17 protein-coding genes are annotated in these 17,785 nt (G+C 65.2%); 7 read left to right on the top strand and 10 right to left on the bottom strand.

Annotation, left to right across the window (positions count from 1 at the left end; translation table 11 throughout):
- Positions 1–4: 4 nt before the first annotated feature.
- From MTAI_RS00910 to gabT, 6 genes are all read right to left on the bottom strand, one after another.
- Entirely contained in the window at positions 5–1,255 is a 1,251-nt protein-coding gene (locus tag MTAI_RS00910; protein WP_223299727.1) for a serine hydrolase domain-containing protein, read from the bottom strand.
- A 74-nt stretch (positions 1,256–1,329) separates the two neighbouring features.
- Entirely contained in the window at positions 1,330–2,355 is a 1,026-nt protein-coding gene (locus tag MTAI_RS00915) for a polyamine ABC transporter substrate-binding protein (RefSeq protein ID WP_027886609.1), read from the bottom strand.
- Positions 2,356–2,390: 35 nt separating this feature from the next.
- On the bottom strand, positions 2,391–3,176 hold the full coding sequence (locus MTAI_RS00920; RefSeq protein WP_027886608.1) for an ABC transporter permease: 786 nt from the start codon (positions 3,174–3,176) through the stop codon (positions 2,391–2,393).
- A 37-nt stretch (positions 3,177–3,213) separates the two neighbouring features.
- Positions 3,214–4,119, bottom strand: coding sequence for an ABC transporter permease (locus MTAI_RS00925; protein ID WP_187388565.1), 906 nt, complete (start codon positions 4,117–4,119; stop codon positions 3,214–3,216).
- Entirely contained in the window at positions 4,112–5,167 is a 1,056-nt protein-coding gene (locus MTAI_RS00930; RefSeq protein ID WP_027886606.1) for an ABC transporter ATP-binding protein, read from the bottom strand. The genes MTAI_RS00925 and MTAI_RS00930 overlap by 8 nt, the downstream gene beginning before the upstream one ends.
- 99 nt (positions 5,168–5,266) lie before the next feature.
- Positions 5,267–6,571: a 4-aminobutyrate--2-oxoglutarate transaminase gene (gene gabT, locus MTAI_RS00935; protein ID WP_027886605.1), complete on the bottom strand. Its 1,305-nt coding sequence runs from the start codon at positions 6,569–6,571 to the stop codon at positions 5,267–5,269.
- Between the two features lie 72 nt (positions 6,572–6,643).
- Here gabT and MTAI_RS00940 point away from each other — a divergent pair, with 72 nt between their 5' ends.
- Together MTAI_RS00940 and MTAI_RS00945 are read left to right on the top strand one after the other, a co-directional pair.
- On the top strand, positions 6,644–6,886 hold the full coding sequence (locus MTAI_RS00940; protein WP_027886604.1) for a hypothetical protein: 243 nt from the start codon (positions 6,644–6,646) through the stop codon (positions 6,884–6,886).
- Positions 6,887–6,904: 18 nt separating this feature from the next.
- Positions 6,905–7,588, top strand: coding sequence for a TIGR02466 family protein (locus MTAI_RS00945; protein ID WP_027886603.1), 684 nt, complete (start codon positions 6,905–6,907; stop codon positions 7,586–7,588).
- Here the strand turns inward: MTAI_RS00945 and glyA are convergent.
- Positions 7,585–8,817 carry a serine hydroxymethyltransferase gene (gene glyA / locus MTAI_RS00950; protein WP_027886602.1) on the bottom strand — a complete coding sequence of 411 codons (1,233 nt, stop codon included), beginning with the start codon at positions 8,815–8,817 and terminating at the stop codon, positions 7,585–7,587. The two genes, MTAI_RS00945 and glyA, sit on opposite strands and share 4 nt — an antisense overlap.
- Before the next feature lie 23 nt (positions 8,818–8,840).
- Positions 8,841–9,836 carry an IS701 family transposase gene (locus tag MTAI_RS00955; RefSeq protein WP_187388538.1) on the bottom strand — a complete coding sequence of 332 codons (996 nt, stop codon included), beginning with the start codon at positions 9,834–9,836 and terminating at the stop codon, positions 8,841–8,843.
- A 122-nt stretch (positions 9,837–9,958) separates the two neighbouring features.
- Between MTAI_RS00955 and MTAI_RS00960 the strand changes: the two genes are divergently transcribed.
- From MTAI_RS00960 to MTAI_RS00970, 3 genes are all read left to right on the top strand, one after another.
- Positions 9,959–10,213, top strand: coding sequence for a hypothetical protein (locus MTAI_RS00960; protein ID WP_027886601.1), 255 nt, complete (start codon positions 9,959–9,961; stop codon positions 10,211–10,213).
- Between the two features lie 6 nt (positions 10,214–10,219).
- A complete protein-coding gene (locus MTAI_RS00965; protein ID WP_241768755.1) occupies positions 10,220–11,110 on the top strand; it encodes a DMT family transporter in 891 nt (296 codons plus the stop codon).
- A gap of 97 nt (positions 11,111–11,207) precedes the next feature.
- Positions 11,208–13,358 (top strand): alpha-amylase family glycosyl hydrolase, encoded by a 2,151-nt coding sequence (locus MTAI_RS00970; RefSeq protein WP_027886599.1) that lies wholly within the window; start codon positions 11,208–11,210, stop codon positions 13,356–13,358.
- Here MTAI_RS00970 and MTAI_RS00975 read toward each other — a convergent pair.
- Positions 13,317–13,976: a histidine phosphatase family protein gene (locus MTAI_RS00975; RefSeq protein WP_027886598.1), complete on the bottom strand. Its 660-nt coding sequence runs from the start codon at positions 13,974–13,976 to the stop codon at positions 13,317–13,319. The genes MTAI_RS00970 and MTAI_RS00975 overlap by 42 nt on opposite strands.
- A gap of 120 nt (positions 13,977–14,096) precedes the next feature.
- Here MTAI_RS00975 and MTAI_RS00980 point away from each other — a divergent pair, with 120 nt between their 5' ends.
- Both MTAI_RS00980 and MTAI_RS00985 read left to right on the top strand, forming a co-directional pair.
- A complete protein-coding gene (locus MTAI_RS00980; RefSeq protein WP_027886597.1) occupies positions 14,097–14,963 on the top strand; it encodes a DMT family transporter in 867 nt (288 codons plus the stop codon).
- A gap of 47 nt (positions 14,964–15,010) precedes the next feature.
- A complete protein-coding gene (locus MTAI_RS00985; protein ID WP_027886596.1) occupies positions 15,011–17,059 on the top strand; it encodes a prolyl oligopeptidase family serine peptidase in 2,049 nt (682 codons plus the stop codon).
- On the opposite strand, the gene MTAI_RS00990 is transcribed toward MTAI_RS00985, so the two are convergent.
- On the bottom strand, positions 17,031–17,702 hold the full coding sequence (locus MTAI_RS00990; RefSeq protein ID WP_027886595.1) for a phosphoribosyltransferase: 672 nt from the start codon (positions 17,700–17,702) through the stop codon (positions 17,031–17,033). The two genes, MTAI_RS00985 and MTAI_RS00990, sit on opposite strands and share 29 nt — an antisense overlap.
- Positions 17,703–17,785 lie beyond the last annotated feature (83 nt).

Genomic DNA, 17,785 nt, shown 5'->3' on the forward strand with positions numbered 1-17,785 from the left:
GCTTCTAGCTTAGCAGACCGTACAGCGCGCTTAGAACCTGCTCTTCCCAGCGGGTGTAGGCCGAGTAGAGGCCCCTGTGCTGGGCGGGGTCACAGCCCTGGCCCCCCAGGATGTACACCAGCGCGTGCCCGGCCTCGAGGTCGAACAGCAGGCCGCTCAGAAGGCCATAGGCATCGCCTAAATGGCCGAACCAGGGCCGGGGGTAGCCCTGCACCGGGCAGTCCTGGCCCGGCTGGTTGGTAAAACGCCAGACCCCCAGCCCCCAGCTTTGGGCCTGGCCTTCCAGGGTGTCGCCGTTGGTGCCATCGAACGTCCATTGGGGCTGCAGCATCTGCTCGAGGGTGTGTGGTTTTAGCAACTGAACTTCCCCAACCCTGCCCTGGTTCATAAACAACCGCGCAACCTGGGCCAGCTCGAGGGCCGAGGCCCGCAAGCCCCCTTGCGGCGAGAAGAAGGTAGCGTTGGTTCCTGGCCGGTAGGTATTTAGATCGACGGTAATAAAGCTATCGTCGGGCAGCTCGGGGTTTTGGATGACGGGGCCCGCGGGAACCACCATGCGGTAATCGTCCACCTGGGCCACCCAGGGGCCACGGGGGTTCCATACGGCGCCGGTTCGCTTTCGGTATAGCACGGCTAAATTGCCGATCTGCTCAGGTGTAAACCGGCTCACATTGAACCCGCCCCCCATCCCCAGCGGGTGCAGGACTTCCTGTTCCATGAACAGGTCGAAGCGCCGGCCCGACACGCACTCCAGCAGGGTGCCCAGCACGCCGGTGTTGAGGTTGGCATAGCAGGCGTAGCGGCCGGGGGGGTGGGCCGGGTCGAAGTGGGCCCCGGCCTCAAAAAAACGCCCCTGGGGATGAAAAAAGTCCTGAAGTGTGTAGGGGCTGGGAATGGCGTAGCGCGAGCCGTCGCGCAACGAGGAGGTATGCGAGAGCAGATGCCGAACCCGAATGGGCGCCTGCGGAAACGCCGGGTTGCGCAGGGGAAAGCCCAGGTACTCGCTGACATCGGCCTCGAGGTCGAGCTTTCCTTGTTCCACAAGCTTCATCGCCCCCAGCGCCACCACCAGCTTGGAGATGGAGGCCACCCGGAAGCGGGTCTGGTTGTCTACTGGCAAGTTTTTGCTGGGGTCGTCGGGGTCAAGGTAGCGATGTCCAAACGCCTCAGCGTAGACGATTTCCCCGGCCCGGATCACCGCTACCTGCAGGCTGGGAACGGCGTGTAGGGGGTCGTCGAGCAGCGATTGAAGCACGGCGGTTGGCCTCATGGTAAAACAAGGACGCGGCGCAGAGCGCAAGGCACCGCGTTCCTACAATGCAACCCCAACTACCGGCTCTTGACGGCCGTCCAGACCTCGTCGTAGATGCGGGTGTCGCGGCCTAAGTCGAGCACGAACTCGAGCTTCTGCATGGTCGCAGCGTCGGGGTAGATGGCCGGGTTCTTGCGGTCTTCGGGGTTGATGAAGGGCAGGGCGGCCTTGTTGGGGGTGGCGTAGCGGTTGTAGTTGGAAAGCTGGGCTCCAATTTTGGCGTCCAGAATAAAGTTGATGAACTGGTGGGCGGCCTCGGGGTTGGGGGCCCGGGCGGGGATGGCCATGTTGTCGAGGAACAAAGCGGCCCCCTCTTTGGGCACCACAAAGCCCACGTTCTTGTTCTCGTCGGCGGCTTTGAGCGCATCGCCGTTGTAGACCACGGCGTAGGTGGCGGTACCGGCGACCAGGCGGTTCTTGGCCCCCACCCCTCCCTCGAAGCCCAGGAAGCGGGGGTTCTTTTTGGCGTTTAGCAGCACCTGGCCGGCAGCCCGTACCTCGGCGGGGTTTCTGGTATTGATGGACTTGCCCTGGTAGCGCAGCGCGGCCCCTAGCATCTCGCGGATGGAGTCCATCAGCACGAAGGGCTTATCGGCCCCTGGCCCCAGGATCACGCTCCAGCTGGTGGGGGTGGGGACGCGGTCTTTGCGGTACATGATGCCCGACATGCCCCACTGATAGGCTACGCTGTAGCGGTTGCCGGGGTCGAAGGGCGGGTTGGCAAACTTGGGGTCGAGGTTTTTCAGGTTGGGGATCTTGCTGTGGTTGAGGGGCTGGATTAGCTTGAGCTGGATCAGGGTGGGGATGATGTAGTCGCCCGGTACGATCACGTCGTACTGCGAGACCCCCCCGGCCTGGAGCTTGGCCAGCATGTCCTCGTTGGACTCGTAGAGGTCTATGCGCACCCGCAGGTTGAACTTTTGCTCAAAGGCTTTGATGATGGCCGGATCCATGTACTCCGACCAGATAAAAAGCCGCATCTCGCGGGGCTGGGCCAGGGCGAAAGAAAGAGCCAGCAGGCAGAGGGCAAACAGGCGTTTCATGATTCCTCCTGATTGGCGCCAGTTTACCGTAGTTTTCAACGCCGTGTAAGGCGCTCGGAGGCCAGCACCAGGAGCACCGTAACCAGGAAAATCAGGGTGGAGAGGGCGTGAATCTCGGGGGTGACCCCCCGCCGCACCGAGGCGTAGATGAGCAGGGGCAGGGTTTGCGAGGTGGGGCCGGCGGTGAAGAAGCTAATCACGAAGTCGTCGAGGGAGAGGGTGAAGGCCAGCATGGCCCCGGCCACGATGCCAGGGGTGAGCAGGGGTAAGAGGACGCGGCGCACGTAGTAGCCGTAGCTGGCGTAGAGGTCGCGGGCGGCCTCGTCGAGCTCGCGGCCCAGGCTTTTGAGGCGGCTGCGCACGGTGAGGGCCACAAAGGCGATCTGGAAGGTAACGTGGCCCAGAATCATGGTAAAAAGGCCGGGTTCGAAGAGGCTCGAGACCGCCCGGAAGGCCCCAAAGGCCACCACCAGGGCCACCGCGAAGATGATGTCGGGGGTGACCACCGGTAAGTAGAGCAGGTTCTCCAGAAAACCCTGGACTCGCCGGGGCCAGGGGTAGCGCTCGAGGGCGATGGCAAAAAGCGTGCCCAGCACCGTGGCGATGAGGGTCGAGACCAGCGCCAGCACGAAGGTGTTGCGGGCGGCCTCGAGGATCTCCGGGTTGTTGAAGAGCCGCACATACCAGTCCCAGGTGAAGCCCGACCACTGCAGGCCGTAGCGGGTCTTGTTGAACGAGAGCACCGCCACCGCCAGCATGGGCAGGTACAAAAAGGCCAGGGTGGCCAGGGCCACGCTGCTGATGAGGGGGTTCAGGCGCAAGCGTCCCTCCTGCACGCTTGTAAGCCAGGGCTGCGGGTCATACCAGGTCCACGTCCTTTCCTCGGCGGCGGTAGATGGCCAGCCCAATCAGGGTCAGAACCATCAGGCCCAGGCTGACCGCCGCCCCATAGGGCCAGTCGCGGCTGGCGTAGAACTGCTGCTGGATGAGGTTGCCCACCAGCAGGTACTTGGCCCCGCCCAGCAGGTCGGGGATCACGAACATGCCCATGGCCGGGATAAAGGTCAGGATGATGCCCACCGTGAGGCCCGGCAGGGTCTGGGGCCAGATGGCCTGGAAGAAGGTGCGGATGCGGCTGGCGTACAGGTCCTGAGCAGCCTCCACCAGGCTCCAGTCCAGCCGCTCCACGCTGGAGAAAAGCGGCAGCACCACAAAGGGCAGAAAAGCCGTAATCATGCCAATATAAACCGCCAGTGGGCTGGGGTAGAGGCCGCTGTCGGGGGCCAGCAGGCCCAGGGCCTGGGCCAGCCGGGCAAAGGGAAAATCGGGGGCCAGGAGCATCTGCCAGGCGTAGGTGCGGATGACCAGGTTGGTCCAGAAGGGGATGATCACCAGGGCCAGCCAGAGGTAGCGGGTGCGGGGTGGGCGGCTGGCGATGAAGAAGGCCAGGGGGTAGGCCAGCACGATGCAGATGAGGGTGGTGACGAAGGCCACCCAGAGGCTTCGCAGCAGGATCAGGATGGTGTCGGGGCTCCAGCCGAAGAGGCCGTAGCCCAGCAGGCGGCGGTAGTTTTCCAGGTTGAAGTTCCAGACCACCTCGCCGTACGGCCCCCGCTCGGCGAAGGAGAGGGCCACCAGCGAGAGGCCCGGAATGACCAGCAGGCCCAGGATCCAGATGGCGGCAGGCAGCAAGAACCACAGCCCCCGGCGGTAGAGCCGGGCCGGGGTGGTCAGCTCGCCGAACCAGACAAGGAGCCTATTCATCCAGCACCACCAGCGCATCTATCGGCAATTCGGCCCAGAGTTCCTGCCCGGCCTGCAAGGTGGGGTGGGGGGCGGTGCGCACCCGGATGTCGCAGGGCTCGAGCCAGGCTTCCTGATAAGCCCCGCGGTAGACCGCCTCGCGCACCCGCACCCGCAGGCCGTTCTGCCGGGGTTCTACCTCGGATAGCCGCACCCGCTCGGGCCGGATGGCCACATAGCCCTCGTCCCAGGGTGGGGTCTGGCCCAGGGCCAGTTTGCCGAAGGGGGCCTCGAGGCCCATGGGGAGCCGCTTGCCCCGGATCAGGTTGGCCGCCCCCAGGAACTCGGCGGCGTAGCGGGTGCGGGGCCGCTCGTAGACCTCGTCCGGGGTGCCGACCTGCTCGAGGTGGCCCATGCGCATCAGGGCGATGCGGTCCGAGACCGCCATGGCCTCGTCCTGGTCGTGGGTGACCAGGATAAAGGTCAGGCCCAGCTGCTGCTGGAGCCGCCTGAGCTGCACCTGCACCTCGGCCCGGAGCTTGGCGTCGAGGGCGCTCATGGGCTCGTCCAGCAAAAGCACCTGGGGCTCGTTGACCAGGGCCCGGGCCAGGGCCACCCGCTGGCGCTGCCCCCCCGAGAGCTGGTGGGGCAGCCGCTCGGCGAAGCGCTCGAGCTGCAGCATCTCCAGCCCGTACCTCACCCGTCGTTCCACCTCGGCCTTATCCATACGCCGACTCTTGAGGCCAAAGGCGATGTTCTCCCGCACTGTAAGGTGGGGGAACAGGGCGTAGCTCTGAAACACGGTGTTGACCGGGCGCCGATTGGCCGGGAGGGGGGTGAGATCCTGGCCCCTCAGCACCACCCGGCCCTCGGTGGGCAGCTCGAGGCCGGCAATAATCCGCAGCAGGGTGGTTTTGCCACAGCCCGAGGGCCCCAAAAGGGTGAAGAACTGGCCCGCAGGCACCTCGAGGCTCACCCCGCCCAGCGCGGTAAAGTCGCCGAATTTTTTGACCACGTTCTGTATGGAAAGGGACTCCCCCGTGGCCGGAGGCCGTATGGCGGCGGTCATGGTTGGCGAACAGATTACCAGAGGGGGCCGGGGGTTGACCAGGGAGGCGATCGAAAAAACACCCGCCCCCTGCAGGAGGCGGGCCAGGCAAACCTTGGGCTATCTGGCTTCACTCAGGGCCTGCTCGAGGCTGGCCTCCAGAATCTCCAGGCCCTTGCGGGCCTCGGCCTCGCTCACCACCAGCGGTACCAAGCAGCGGATCACGTTGGAGTGCATCCCGGCCTTGAACAAGAGCAGGCCCTTCTCGCGGGCGACCTCGAGCAGGCGGTTGGTGAGCTGCGGGTTGGGGCTCTTGCTGCTGGGATCCTTGACCAGCTCCATGGCGATCATGGGCCCCAGGCCGCGCACGTCGCCCACTGCCTGGGGGAAGCGGGCCTGAATTTTGCGGAAGCCCTCGTGCAGAAGCTCACCCAGCTTCTGGGCTTTCTCCAGCAGGTTTTCCTGCTCGAAGATCTCCAGCACGGCCAGCGCGGCGGCACAGGCCAGGGGGTTGCCCCCAAAGGTGCTGCCCAGCCCGCCCACCGCGGGCGCGTCCATAATCTCAGCCCTGCCCAGCACCCCCCCGATGGGCAGCCCGCCGCCGATGCTCTTGGCGAAGCAGATCAGGTCGGGCTCCACCTCGGCGTGCTCGATGGCCCAGAATTTGCCGGTGCGGCCAATGCCGGTCTGTACCTCGTCGTCAATAAACACGATGCCGTGTTTCTGGGTCAGGCTCCTGAGGGCCTTGAGGAAGGGCTTGGGGGCCGGTATAAAACCGCCCTCGCCCAGCTGCGGCTCGATGATGATGGCGGCCACCCGCTCGGGCTGAATCTGGGTATCGAAGACCTCGTGCAGGCCGTCCAGAGCCTTGCGGGTGTCTACCCCGTGGTACTCGCTGGGGTAGGGGGCGTGGTAGACCTCGGGGGCAAAGGGGCCAAAGTTCTGGCGGTAGGGGTTGGATTTGCCGGTGAGGGTCATGCCCATCAGGGTGCGCCCGTGGAAGCTGCCGCGGAAGGCGATCACCCCGGGCCGGTTGGTGAACGAACGGGCAATCTTGATGGCGTTCTCGGTGGCCTCCACGCCGGTGTTCAAAAAGAAGGCTTTTTTATCGCCGGAGATGGGCGCGGTGGCCGTGAGCCGCTCGGCCAGCTCGATGTAGGGCTCGTAGGCTGCTCCAGGAAAGCAGGTGTGCATGTAGCGGCGCAGCTGCCTTTCCACCGCCTCCACCACCCTGGGGTGGTTGTGCCCCACATTCAGCACCCCGATGCCGCCAAACCAGTCCAGGTACTCGTTGCCGTCCACATCCCAGATCTTGCCGCCCTCGGCGCGGGCCACCACGATGGGGTGCACCTGCGAAACACCGCGGGGGACAATCTTGTGCCGCCGCTCGATGAGGGCTTGGTTTTTGGATGGGGTTTGGGTCATAGGCTTCCTCCAGACGCTCTATAAAGTCTAAACCCCCAGGCAGGCCTTGTGTACCCCAGGTAGAATCACCCCATGCTCTACAAGATCCTGCAAACCCTGGGTGTGCTTTTGTGGACGGGTTTCCTGGTCTACTTTACCGCCTACCTCTTCTCACTCGGCTACCGGGTGCAGAACCTGGCCCAAGGCGCCTTGATTGCCCTGATGCTCCTGGCCTGGGTGGCGCTATGGATGGGGCATGGCCGCTGGCTGCTCTTGCTGGTGGGGCTGCAGCTTGGGCTGGTGGTGCTTTTGTACCTGCTGAGCCAGAGGCCTTAGATTAGGGCGAGGTGTCTTATGAACACATCCCCGGTGCAGATGCTCTGGCCCACGCCCATACTGGTTCGAAAGTTTGAAGATGCGGCGGCGGTGAACCCGGAGCTCCTCCGCCTTTTCTACCGCGAACTGGGCGAGCAGGGCTTGCAGGGAACCGTTTACAGCAGCTCCGACGACATCCTGCTGCGCTACCAACACCCGGCTTTGCAGGCTTTGTTCGGCTTTATCTCCGATGCGGTTTTCGAAATCGCCCGTACCCTAAACGGGGCCATCTGGCAGCAGGCCGGGGTCAAGAACCTGCGCATGGAGATTGTGGGGGCCTGGTTCCAGATTCAAAACCGCTACGGCTTCCACGATATCCACAACCACGGCAACTGCTCGTGGTCGGGGGTCTACTACGTGCAGCTCGACCCTGCCCAGAAGCGGCAGCAGCACCCGGTGCTGGGTGCGCTCAACGGCATCACCCGTTTTTACGCCCAGCACCTCAACCTGCTGGGCGGGGCCCACATGGACATGGGCAACGCCTACCTGCAGCAGACCACCTTCGATATAACCCCCGAGGAAGGGGTGCTGGTGGTCTTTCCAAGCTGGCTGCTGCACAAGGCCATGCCCTACGACGGCGAGCGCGACCGGGTGATTATCTCCTTCAACGCCCAGGTGCACGGCGAGCAGGGCAACAAGGCCTTCGAGTATGGCTTCCACTAGGGCAGGGGGAACTGCGAGGCGAAGGCCTTGACCTCGGCCCTGAGGGTTTCGGGGTTTTCGCCCTTCAGGGCCCGGTCAATCAGGTCGGCGATGATGGGCATGTGTTCTTCGGTCATGCCGCGGGTGGTGATGGCCGGGGTGCCGATGCGGATGCCGCCGCCGTGGATGATTTTCTCGGTGTCGTAGGGCAGGGTGCTCTTGGAGATGGTGATGTGCACGGCGTCGAGCAGCTTGGTGGCCTTGCTGCCGTTGAGGCCCTGGGGGCGCAGATCCACCACGAAGAGGTGGTTGTCGGTGCCGCCTGAGACGATGCGGTAGCCGCGCTTTTGTAGCTCGGCGGCCAGGGTCTGGGCGTTTTTGATGATCTGGGCCGCGTAGGTTTTGAAGGAGGGCTGCAAGGCCTCCCAGAAGGCCACCGCCTTGCCGGCAATCACGTGCTCCAGAGGGCCCCCCTGGGTGCCGGGGAAGATGGAGCGATCGAGGATGGCGGCTATTTCCAGGTCGTTGCTCAAAAGCAGGCCGGAGCGCGGCCCGCGCAGGGTTTTGTGGGTGGTGGAGGTCACGATGTGGGCATAGGGCAGGGGGGAGGGGTGCAGGCCCGCGGCCACCAGCCCCGCGATGTGGGCGATGTCGGCCATCAAGTAGGCCCCCACCTCGTCCGCAATTTCGCGGAAGGCCTTGAAGTCGAGGGTGCGGCTGTAGGCGCTGGCCCCGCAGATGATCATTTTGGGTTTGTGCTCCAGGGCCAGAGCCCGCACGTCCTCCATGTGCAAAAGCTCGTCCTCCGGGCGCACCTTGTACCCGATCACCTTGTAGTTGAGGCCGGAGAAGTTGACCGGGGAGCCGTGGGTGAGGTGGCCGCCGTGCGACAGATCCATGCCCAGCACGGTATCGCCGGGCTTGAGCAGGGCCGTGTAAACCGCGATGTTGGCGCTACTGCCCGAATGGGGCTGCACGTTGGCCCAGGCCGCCCCAAAAAGCTGCTTGGCCCGCTCGATGGCCAGGGCTTCCACCTGATCCACCACCTCGCAGCCGCCGTACCAGCGCTTGCCGGGGTAGCCCTCGGCGTACTTGTTGGTGAGCACGCTGCCCACGGCTTCACGCACCTGGGCCGAGGTGAAGTTTTCCGAGGCGATGAGCTCGAGGCCGTTGCGCTGCCGTGCTTCTTCCTGGCGGATCAGGTCGAAGATCAGTTCGTCGCGCGGAGGGGTTTCGGGAGCCTTGATCACGTTTCAAGTATAGCAATTAGGACTTACGCAGTTGGGTGAAGGATGTGTATGGGATTGGCCAGGTAACTTCGTATCGCCTCGCGGATAATACTTGCCTTGGACTCATACCAACTCACCCCCGTTCGCAAGCGGTACACCTCCAGCCTCAGAAAAGCACGTAGGGACAGAAGAAGGTGGCCCAGGATAGAGGCCCTCTTTCTCACCTGGGCCCGCTCCACCCCGCAACACCCCTTGAGCCCCCGGTGGTAGACCTCGATACCCCAGCCTGCCCGCTCCAACTCCCCCCGCCGACCTTCAGTCATCCCCAGGTCGTTGGTCGCCCAGTGCTCCGCGTCCCCGTCTTTCGAAACCGTCCGGAACACCCTGACCAGACCAAAACCCCTCAGGTGCACCACCCGCCCCTCCGGCGGTATCTCCACCTCGCTCACCGGCCGAAGCCCCTCCCTATCCGGGTTCACCTGCCGGTTCCCCTTCAGCCGCGTGAGGAAGCGCCAGCCCAGGCGAGCAATCTCCTTCAGGTTCTCCAGCGAAGCGTACCAGCTATCCATTAGCACGTACGCTGGAGCAAACCCCCGTCCCTTGGCTACCCGCAGCATCTCCATAAAGTGCTCGTTCTTGGTCTTCCCTTCCCAGGGCTTGTCATAAATCCTGAAGTCGCAGGGGATGAGGGCCTGGCCCTCCGTCCACAGCAGGGTCATGAGGGCGATCCCCTTGACCACCCGCTGGTGCTTGCCGCTCCAGTGGTAGGTCACCAGCTCCATCCGCTGGGCATAGGGTTTATCCAGGGTGGTGTCGTCCAGGATCAGAAGCCCCCGGGTGGGCTCCACCACGGCCCTGGCCTCCTGCCACAGCGCCTCCGTGTCGGGAGGCTGTCGCTGGAGCAGGCGGGTGAAGGCGTCGTGGGCGGGAGCGCTGGGTTCCTCGGGTTGGCAGCGGGCGGCTTCGGTACAGGTGAAGACCTTCTGGGCGGCGATGAGGAAGTGGATATAGTCCAGGTCGGTGCACTTTGGGGGGTTCATAGCAGCTAACTCCTCTTGGCCTGTTTGCTTTGCAGAAAAGGGTAGCCGAGTAGAGGGGTGAGAGGCAACTGCGTAACTCCTAGCAATATCACAATGTCCGCTAAATCCGGTACACTGGGGCTATGAGTGTTTTGGGGCGCATCTCTTTGGTACTGGGGCTTGTCCTTCTGATCGTCGCGATTATCTTAGCCACCATGAATTTCATCACCATCCGCGACTACCTGGTGGCCCTCACGGCCCAGCGCAGCCGCGACTTTTACAATGTGAATCCGCGCCTTTGGATCACCTATCTGGTGGTCTTTGGCTCGGGCCTGTTCCTGGGGCTGGGCCTGGTCTGGAGCTGGATGGGCCGTCGTCGTAACTCCGTTGCCGAGTAGGCTGTGATCGGGTACCTCTACGTGCTGGCCGCCGCCTGCTTGTGGGGGCTCTTGGGGGTGGTCTCGCGCTGGGCCTTTGCGCAGGGGATAAGCCCCCTCGAGGTGGCCTTCTGGCGGGCGGCTTTGGGGGCGGTGTTGTTTGGGGCGCAGGCACTGCTGATGCAAAAAGTGCGCCTCGAGCGCGCCGACGCCTGGGCGGTGCTGGGCTTTGGCCTGGTGGGCATCTCGCTTTTTTACGGGGCCTACCAGCTCGCCATCGGGAGCGGCGGGGCGGCTTTGGCCGCGGTGCTGCTCTATACCGCCCCGGCCATTGTGGCCCTCTTCTCCTGGCTGTTTTTGCGTGAGCCCATGGACGCCCATAAGGTGGGGGCGGTGGGCCTGACCCTATTGGGTGTGGCCCTGGTCAGCCTGCAGGGGGGCGGGGTCAGGGTCACGCCGGCCGCGGTGTTCTGGGGCCTGCTCTCGGCCCTGACCTATGCCACCTACTACCTGTTTGGCAAGCTCTACCTGAACAAGTACGCCACCCCCACGGTGTTTTTGTACGCGCTGCCGGTGGGGGCTTTGGGGCTGCTGCCGTTTGTGCATTTTGTGCCCAAAAACGCCGAGGCCTGGACGGCCATCGCCTTTCTGACGGTGGCCTCCACCTTTTTGGCCGTCACCCTGTATTTTGCGGGGCTTCGGCGCCTGGAGGCCACCCGGGCCTCGGTGGTGGCGACTATCGAGCCGGTGGTGGCAGCCTTGGCGGCCTGGCTTTGGTGGGGTGAGCGCTTCAGCCTGCTGGGCTACCTGGGGGCGGGGCTGGTGCTGGCGGGGGTGGTGTGGATGGTGCTCAGGCCGCAGACGGGCGCTGCGCCTATTCGTCCGATTGCAAGGCCCGAACGTCCTCGAGGTCTTTAGGCGGCCCTTAGCGACCAGATCCTCGAGCGATACCTCTTCTACGTGAGTTTGCGGGTGCCCTGAAGGTTGTGTAGCCTGGGTGCGAGCGGAGGTAAAGGTGCGAGGACTCAAGTATTGGATGTGGTTGTTGCTCCTGCTTCTGGGCTTCTCCTGGGCCCAGCAGCAGATTGCCGTTACCTTCACCTACGACCCCCCCTACGGCCTCGAGGTGCGCTCGGTGAGCCTGCGCGGTAGCTTCAACAACTGGGCCGAGCTGCCCATGCAGAAAACCGAGGAGGGGGTCTGGCGGGTCACGGTGGAGCTGCCGCCGGGCCCCATCCAGTACAAGTTTTTCATCAACGGGCAGTGGCCCAAGGACATGTGCGAGGACGAGACCTTCGGCACCCCGCAGGTGGACGCCGAAGCCGAGGGCTGCACCGACGACGGCCAGGGCGGGAAAAACGCGCTGCGGGAGGTGGGGCGGGTGGCCGATGGGCCCACCGAGGCCGGTGGGCTGGCTTTGGAGCACGACCCCAGCCAGCCGCGCTTCGTCTCGCAGGCGGCGGGCCGCCTGTCGGTGCGCTTCCAGGTGCCGGCGGGTAGTATTCGCGCTGCGGTGCTGCGGGCCGAGCGCGACCACCCCTTTGCCCTGCAACTGACCACGCCCGAGGGGGAAACCTGGCGGGTGGCCCTGCCGCCCGGGCTCCGGCAGTACCGCATTGGAGTGGTGGACAAGGAGGGCCGGGAACACACCTTTGGCCCCTTTGAGGTGCCGGCCCGGGTCTTCCGGGCGGTGGACTGGGTGGCGGGGCGGGTGGGGTATCAGATCTTCCCCGAGCGCTTCTGGAACGGCGACCCCCGCAACGACCGCCAGGCCCTGGAAACCTCCCAGGCCCGCTTCGACCAGACCTGGAGCGGAAAACCCCCCTACCTTTCGCGCTGGATCGACCCGCCCGGCGACTACCACTGCTGCCAGCAGTACTACGGCGGCGACCTGGCCGGGGTGCTGGAGCGCCTGCCCCACCTGCGCGCGCTGGGGGTGAACCTGATCTACTTCAACCCCCTCTTCGACTCCGGCTCGGCCCATGGCTACGACACCCACGATTATGTGAAGGTCTCGCCCAAGTTTGGCGACAACGCCCTGCTCAAGCGCCTGCTGACCGAGGCCCGGCGCCAGGGCATCCGGGTGATCTTCGACTTCGTACCCAACCACACCGGCCTGGGGCACTGGGCTTTTCAGGACGTGGTGAAGAAGGGGCCTAAGTCGCGCTACTGGGACTGGTACTTCATCCGCCGGTGGCCCTTCACCCCCGGCGATGGCCGGGCGTATGTGGGCTGGGCCGGCCTGGGCAGCCTGCCCAAGCTCAACACCGCCCACCCTGAGGTGCAGGACTACCTGATCCGGGTCTCCCGCTTCTGGCTCAACTTTGGCTTCGACGGGATCCGGGTGGATGTGGCCAACGAGATCTCCACCGAGTTTGTGCGCAAATGGCGGGCCGCACTCAAGGCCCTGAAGCCCGAGGTGTATCTGGTGGGCGAGGTCTGGGACCTGCGCCCGCAGTATCTGCAGGGCGACCAGTTCGACTCGCTGATGAACTACACCCTGGGGCGCGGGGGCTCCCCCCCGGCCATGGGGGGCCTCCTGGGGTTTGCCAGGGGGGGGCCCTTGCAGAGCGGGCGGCGCGTGCTGGGCGAGCTGGCTCGGGTCTACGCCACCTACCCCGAGGCGGTGGCCGCCATGGGCTTCAACCTGATCGGCTCCCACGACACCCCCCGCGTCCTGACCGACCTGGGCGGGGGTGGCCTGCGCGACACCCCCAGCCCGGAGGCCCTGGCCCGGCTGCGGCTGGCCTCGGCCATGCTCTACGCCCTGCCGGGGGCCTCGGTGATCTTCCAGGGCGAGGAGTGCGGCTTTACCGGCGAGCGCGGGGTGTGGCCCATCAACGAGCTGTACCGCTACCCCATCCAGTGGGACAGGTGCCGCGCCGATGTCCTCCAGCACTACCGCTTGCTGGGCCGCCTCAAGGGCCAGCTTAAAGCCTTCCAGAGCCCGCTTTTCCGCACCCACCTGGGCGAGGGCCCGCTGATGGCTTTTCTGCGCGGCGAGGGTGGCCCTGGCGAGGTGCTGGCGGCCTTCAACAACGGCCTCGAGGCCGCCCCGCTGCCCCTGCCCCCCGGCCAGTGGCGCGACGCGGTGGAGGGGCGGGTCTACCAGGGGCAGGTGCTTTTAGCCGGGCTGGGGTGGCGCTACCTCGAGCGGGTTCGCTAGGGTATTAAAGCCCATCTCGAACCTGTCTAAATGCCAGATGTGTCGGTCTGGCCAGTAATCCAGTACCGCATAGCCCAGGTCGGCGAAGGAGAACCTGAGGTGGGGCGTACCGTTGCCGGGGGAGAGGCCAAAAATGGCCCACAGCGCACAGTTGAGGATTTTCCCGTGGGCCACCACCAGGTACGAGCCCGCACCCCGGTTCACCAGGTTCTGAACCGCTCTGGCGGCGCGGGTGTAGGTTTCCCACTCGCTTTCTCCAGTGCCGTCGAATGGCCTTTCGTAAGGGCTGCGAAAAAGGGGCTTGGGGAAGCGCTGCTCGGCTTCCTCGTAGGAAAGACCGGCAATCTTGCCGTTGTCCTGCTCCATCCAGTCGGGGTCCAGCTCCAGCGGCACCCCCAGCCCTTCGCTCATCAGCTCCGCTACGGCCCTGGCCCGCTGGAGGGGGCTGGAGATGATGCGATCGAAGTGTAACTGCTTGGCGCGAAACTCCTCCAGGCGCCGCTGGGCCTGGGCCCGGCCCACCTCGGTGAGGGGGGCGTCGTAGCGGCCTTCGTGCACCCGCAGGTCGTCGCCCAGTGAGCGGCCATGACGCAGGAATGTGACCAGAACCCGACTCATGGGAGACAGATTACCAGAGCTGGGGAAAAGCCCGCAGCCACAGGCCCAGAAGAGGGGTGCGCTGCGCTGGGATGGGGCCAGGGCCATCGAAAAGCGCGGGAAGTCGGTAAACTTTTCCTTGTGCGTCGAGACCTGCTTCTGGGAGTGTTCTACCTCAACCTGGCCACGCTGTTCTGGGGCAGCACCTTTGTCTTGGTGAAGGATAGCCTTCAGACCCTGGGGCCGGGGCAGGTCAACTTCGTGCGCTTTGCCATTGCCACACTGGTTTTCCTGCCGTTTTTGCTCCGCCGCGACCCCCGGCTCTGGGGGGCGGGCCTCGAGCTGGGCACGGTGCTCTTTTTGGCCTACCTGACCCAGACCGTGGGCCTGCAGTACACCACGGCCAGCCGCAGTGCCTTTATCACCACGCTGTATGTGGTGGCCCTGCCCATGCTATTAGGGCTGTTGGGGCAGCGCCTGGGCTGGCCCATCTGGCTGGCGGCCGGGCTGGCCATTGGGGGGGTGGGGCTCTTGTCCTACGATGGCTCCCCGCCCAACCTGGGCGACCTCTGGACGCTGGGAACCGCCCTGGCCTACGCCGTGTACATCTGGCGCTTGGAACACTTTGCGCGCCGGCACGCAACCCTGCCGCTGACGGGCATTCAGATGCTCACCGTGGCGCTTTTATCGCTGGTCTGGATGCTCTGGGAAAAGCCCGTATGGAACGCGGCTGGCTTCCCCTATTTTTCCCTTTTGTACCTGGGCCTGGTGGCCTCGGCGCTGTGCATCTGGTTGCAGGCCCTGGGGCAGCGGCGGGTGCCGGCCCCCCAGGCGGCGGTGATCTTTACCCTCGAGCCCGTCTATGCGGCGGCCTTTGCCTACCTGCTTCTAGGTGAGCGGCTGGGCTTGCAGGGCCTGATTGGGGCTGGCCTGATTATCGCGGCCACCCTGATCAGCCAGCTCAGAAGCCCCAAACCCCATCCCGAGCAGATAACCCCGGAGATGTGACCTGGCCCAGGTTTTTGCCTGGCGGCAGGGCCTGTATATTGTGCAGGATGAAACCTTCGTATCCCCCCGCCCCCACCGCCCCGGTGGTCGAGGAGCTGCACGGGGTGCAGATTCCCGACCCCTACCGCCCCCTCGAGAATCCCCAGGCCCCCGAGACCCAGGCCTGGATCGAGGCCCAGAACCGGCTTACCTTTGGCCACCTCGAGCAGATCCCTATGCGGGAGACCCTCAAGCGGCGGCTCGAGGAGCTCTGGAACTACCCCCGTGTGCTCAGCTTCTTCAAGAAAGGGGGTCGCTACTTTAGCCTGCGCAACGACGGCCTGCAGAACCAGAACGTGCTGTACGTGCAGGAGCACCTGGAGGCCACCCCCCGGGTTCTGCTCGACCCCAACACCCTCTCCGAGGACGGCACGGTGGCCCTGAGCAACTATGCGGTAAGCCGGGATGGGCGCTACCTGGCCTACGCCCTGAGCAAGAGCGGCTCGGACTGGCTCACCTGGCGGGTGCGCGAGGTGGAAACAGCCCAGGATCTGCCCGACGAGATCCGCTGGAGCAAGTTCAGCGGCGTGGCCTGGCTGCCCGATGGCAGCGGCTTCTTCTACAGCCGCTACGACGAACCCCGCGAGGGCACCGACTACACCGGGGCCAACTACTTCCAGAAGGTCTATCTGCACCGCTTGGGCACCCCCCAGCAGCAGGACGTGCTGGTCTACGAGCGGCCCGACCAGAAGGAGTGGGGTTTTCAGGTCTTCGTGACCCACGATGGGCGCTACGAGTGCCTGCACGTGTGGCGGGGCACCCACCGCGAGAACCTGTTTTTCTACCGGCCCCATGGCTCAGAGGAGCGCTTTGTTGAGCTGGTGGGCGAGTTTGTGGCCTCGTTCGAGTTCATCCGCAACCAGGGCTCCCGCTTCTACTTCAAAACCAACCTGGAGGCCCCCCGGGGCCGGGTGGTGGTGGTGGATGTGGCCCAGGGGGGGCTGGAAACCCTGGAGACCCTGGTGCCCGAGGGCGAGGACACCCTTAGCTTTGCGGTGCCTGCCGGGGACGGGCTGGTGCTGGGTTACCTGCACCACGCCAGCCACCGGCTGGAGCTGGTGGATCTCGAGGGGCGCCCCAGGGGCCGCCTGCCCCTGCCCACGCTGGGTATGGTGCCGCTGCTGGCGGGTGAAGAGGACGACCCCGAAATCTTCTACGGCTTCACCTCTTTTTTGTACCCCCTCACCCTCTACCACCACCACCTGAGCACCGGCCAGACCCGGCCTCTGTTCACACCGCCCCTGCAGTTCGACCCTGGCCTTTACGAAACCCACCAGGTGTTTGTGCCCAGCCGGGACGGTACGCGCGTACCCCTGTTTCTGGTGCACAAAAAAGGGCTCCGGCTCGACGGGCAGAACCCCACCCTGCTGTATGGCTACGGGGGCTTCAACATCCCCATGACCCCCGCCTTCAACCCAGGGCGGCTGGTCTGGCTCGAGCAGGGCGGGGTGTTTGCCCAGGCCTGCCTGCGCGGGGGCGGCGAGTACGGCGAAGACTGGTACCGGGCCGGCACTTTGGAGCGCAAGCAGAACGTCTTCGACGACTTTATCGCCTGTGCCGAGTGGCTCATCGCCCAGGGCTATACAAAGCCCCAACGGCTGGCTATTCAGGGGGGCTCCAACGGGGGGCTGCTGGTAGGGGCCGTCCTCACCCAGCGCCCGGAGCTGTTTGGGGTGGCGCTGCCGGCGGTGGGGGTGCTGGACATGCTGCGCTTCCACAAGTTCACCATCGGCTGGGCCTGGGTCTCGGATTACGGCTCGCCCGACCACCCCGAGCACTTCCAGTACCTGCGGGCCTACTCGCCCCTGCACAACCTGAAGCCCGGCACCCACTACCCGGCCACCCTGATCACCACCGCCGACCACGACGACCGGGTGGTGCCCGCGCACTCCTTCAAGTTCGCCGCAGCCCTGCAGGCGGCCCAGGGCGGCCCGGCCCCCATCCTCATTCGCATCCAGACCAAGGCCGGGCACGGGATGGGCAAGCCCACCCGCATGCTAATCGAGGAACAGGCCGACATCTACGCCTTTACCCTGCATCAGATGGGCCTGGCCTAGCCGAAGCGGCCTGCAGCAAAGCCAGCACCTCTTCGTCCGAGGTCTGGGGGAAATGCTCGTACCACAGGCCAACCGCTTGAAAGAAAGCCGGGGTTTCCAGGCAGACCACCTCGTCTACCAGCGCCTGGATTTCCGCCACCGTATCGGGCGGGGCCACCGGCACGGCCACCACCAGCCGGGCGGGGTGGTGCTGTCGGGCGGCGGCGATGGCGGCCTTCATGGTAGCCCCGGTGGCCAGCCCATCGTCTACCAGCAGAACGGTTTTGCCCTTCAGGTCGGGGAAAGGCCGGTTGCCGCGGTACAGCCGCTCGCGGCGCTGCAGCTCGGCGAGCTGCTCTTGTTCGACGGCGGCCAGGGTGTCGGCCGAAACCTGCAAACTGTCCACAATCCCCTGGTTGAGCACCCGCCCCCCGCCCGCGGCGATGGCCCCCATGGCCAGCTCCTCGCGGCCGGGGGTGCCCAGCTTGCGCACCACCCATACCTCCAGGGGTGCGCCGAGCCGCCGGGCCACCTGAAAGGCCACCGGCACACCCCCTCGAGGCAGGCCAAACACCCACAGGTTGGGCTGCCGGTCGTAGCCCAGCGCCACCAGCCGCTCGGCCAGCAGCGCACCGGCCTGGTTGCGGTCTTTGAAGGGTTTCATTGCGACCTCCTCAGCCATCACCCTACTGCTTTGCCATTACCGGTGGATTACACCCCGGATCAGCCCCACCCCGGCAGGCTATA

The sequence above is a fragment of the Meiothermus taiwanensis WR-220 genome (assembly GCF_003568585.1).
Lineage (GTDB): Bacteria > Deinococcota > Deinococci > Deinococcales > Thermaceae > Meiothermus > Meiothermus taiwanensis.

Coding starts and splice junctions, on each gene's coding strand:
- MTAI_RS00915 (WP_027886609.1), bottom strand. CDS start 2,355: ATGAAACGCCTGTTTGCCCTCTGCCTGCTGGCTCTTTCTTTCGCCCTG.
- MTAI_RS00925 (WP_187388565.1), bottom strand. CDS start 4,119: ATGAATAGGCTCCTTGTCTGGTTCGGCGAGCTGACCACCCCGGCCCGG.
- MTAI_RS00930 (WP_027886606.1), bottom strand. CDS start 5,167: ATGACCGCCGCCATACGGCCTCCGGCCACGGGGGAGTCCCTTTCCATA.
- gabT (WP_027886605.1), bottom strand. CDS start 6,571: ATGACCCAAACCCCATCCAAAAACCAAGCCCTCATCGAGCGGCGGCAC.
- MTAI_RS00940 (WP_027886604.1), top strand. CDS start 6,644: ATGCTCTACAAGATCCTGCAAACCCTGGGTGTGCTTTTGTGGACGGGT.
- MTAI_RS00945 (WP_027886603.1), top strand. CDS start 6,905: ATGAACACATCCCCGGTGCAGATGCTCTGGCCCACGCCCATACTGGTT.
- MTAI_RS00955 (WP_187388538.1), bottom strand. CDS start 9,836: ATGAACCCCCCAAAGTGCACCGACCTGGACTATATCCACTTCCTCATC.
- MTAI_RS00960 (WP_027886601.1), top strand. CDS start 9,959: ATGAGTGTTTTGGGGCGCATCTCTTTGGTACTGGGGCTTGTCCTTCTG.
- MTAI_RS00975 (WP_027886598.1), bottom strand. CDS start 13,976: ATGAGTCGGGTTCTGGTCACATTCCTGCGTCATGGCCGCTCACTGGGC.
- MTAI_RS00985 (WP_027886596.1), top strand. CDS start 15,011: ATGAAACCTTCGTATCCCCCCGCCCCCACCGCCCCGGTGGTCGAGGAG.
- MTAI_RS00990 (WP_027886595.1), bottom strand. CDS start 17,702: ATGAAACCCTTCAAAGACCGCAACCAGGCCGGTGCGCTGCTGGCCGAG.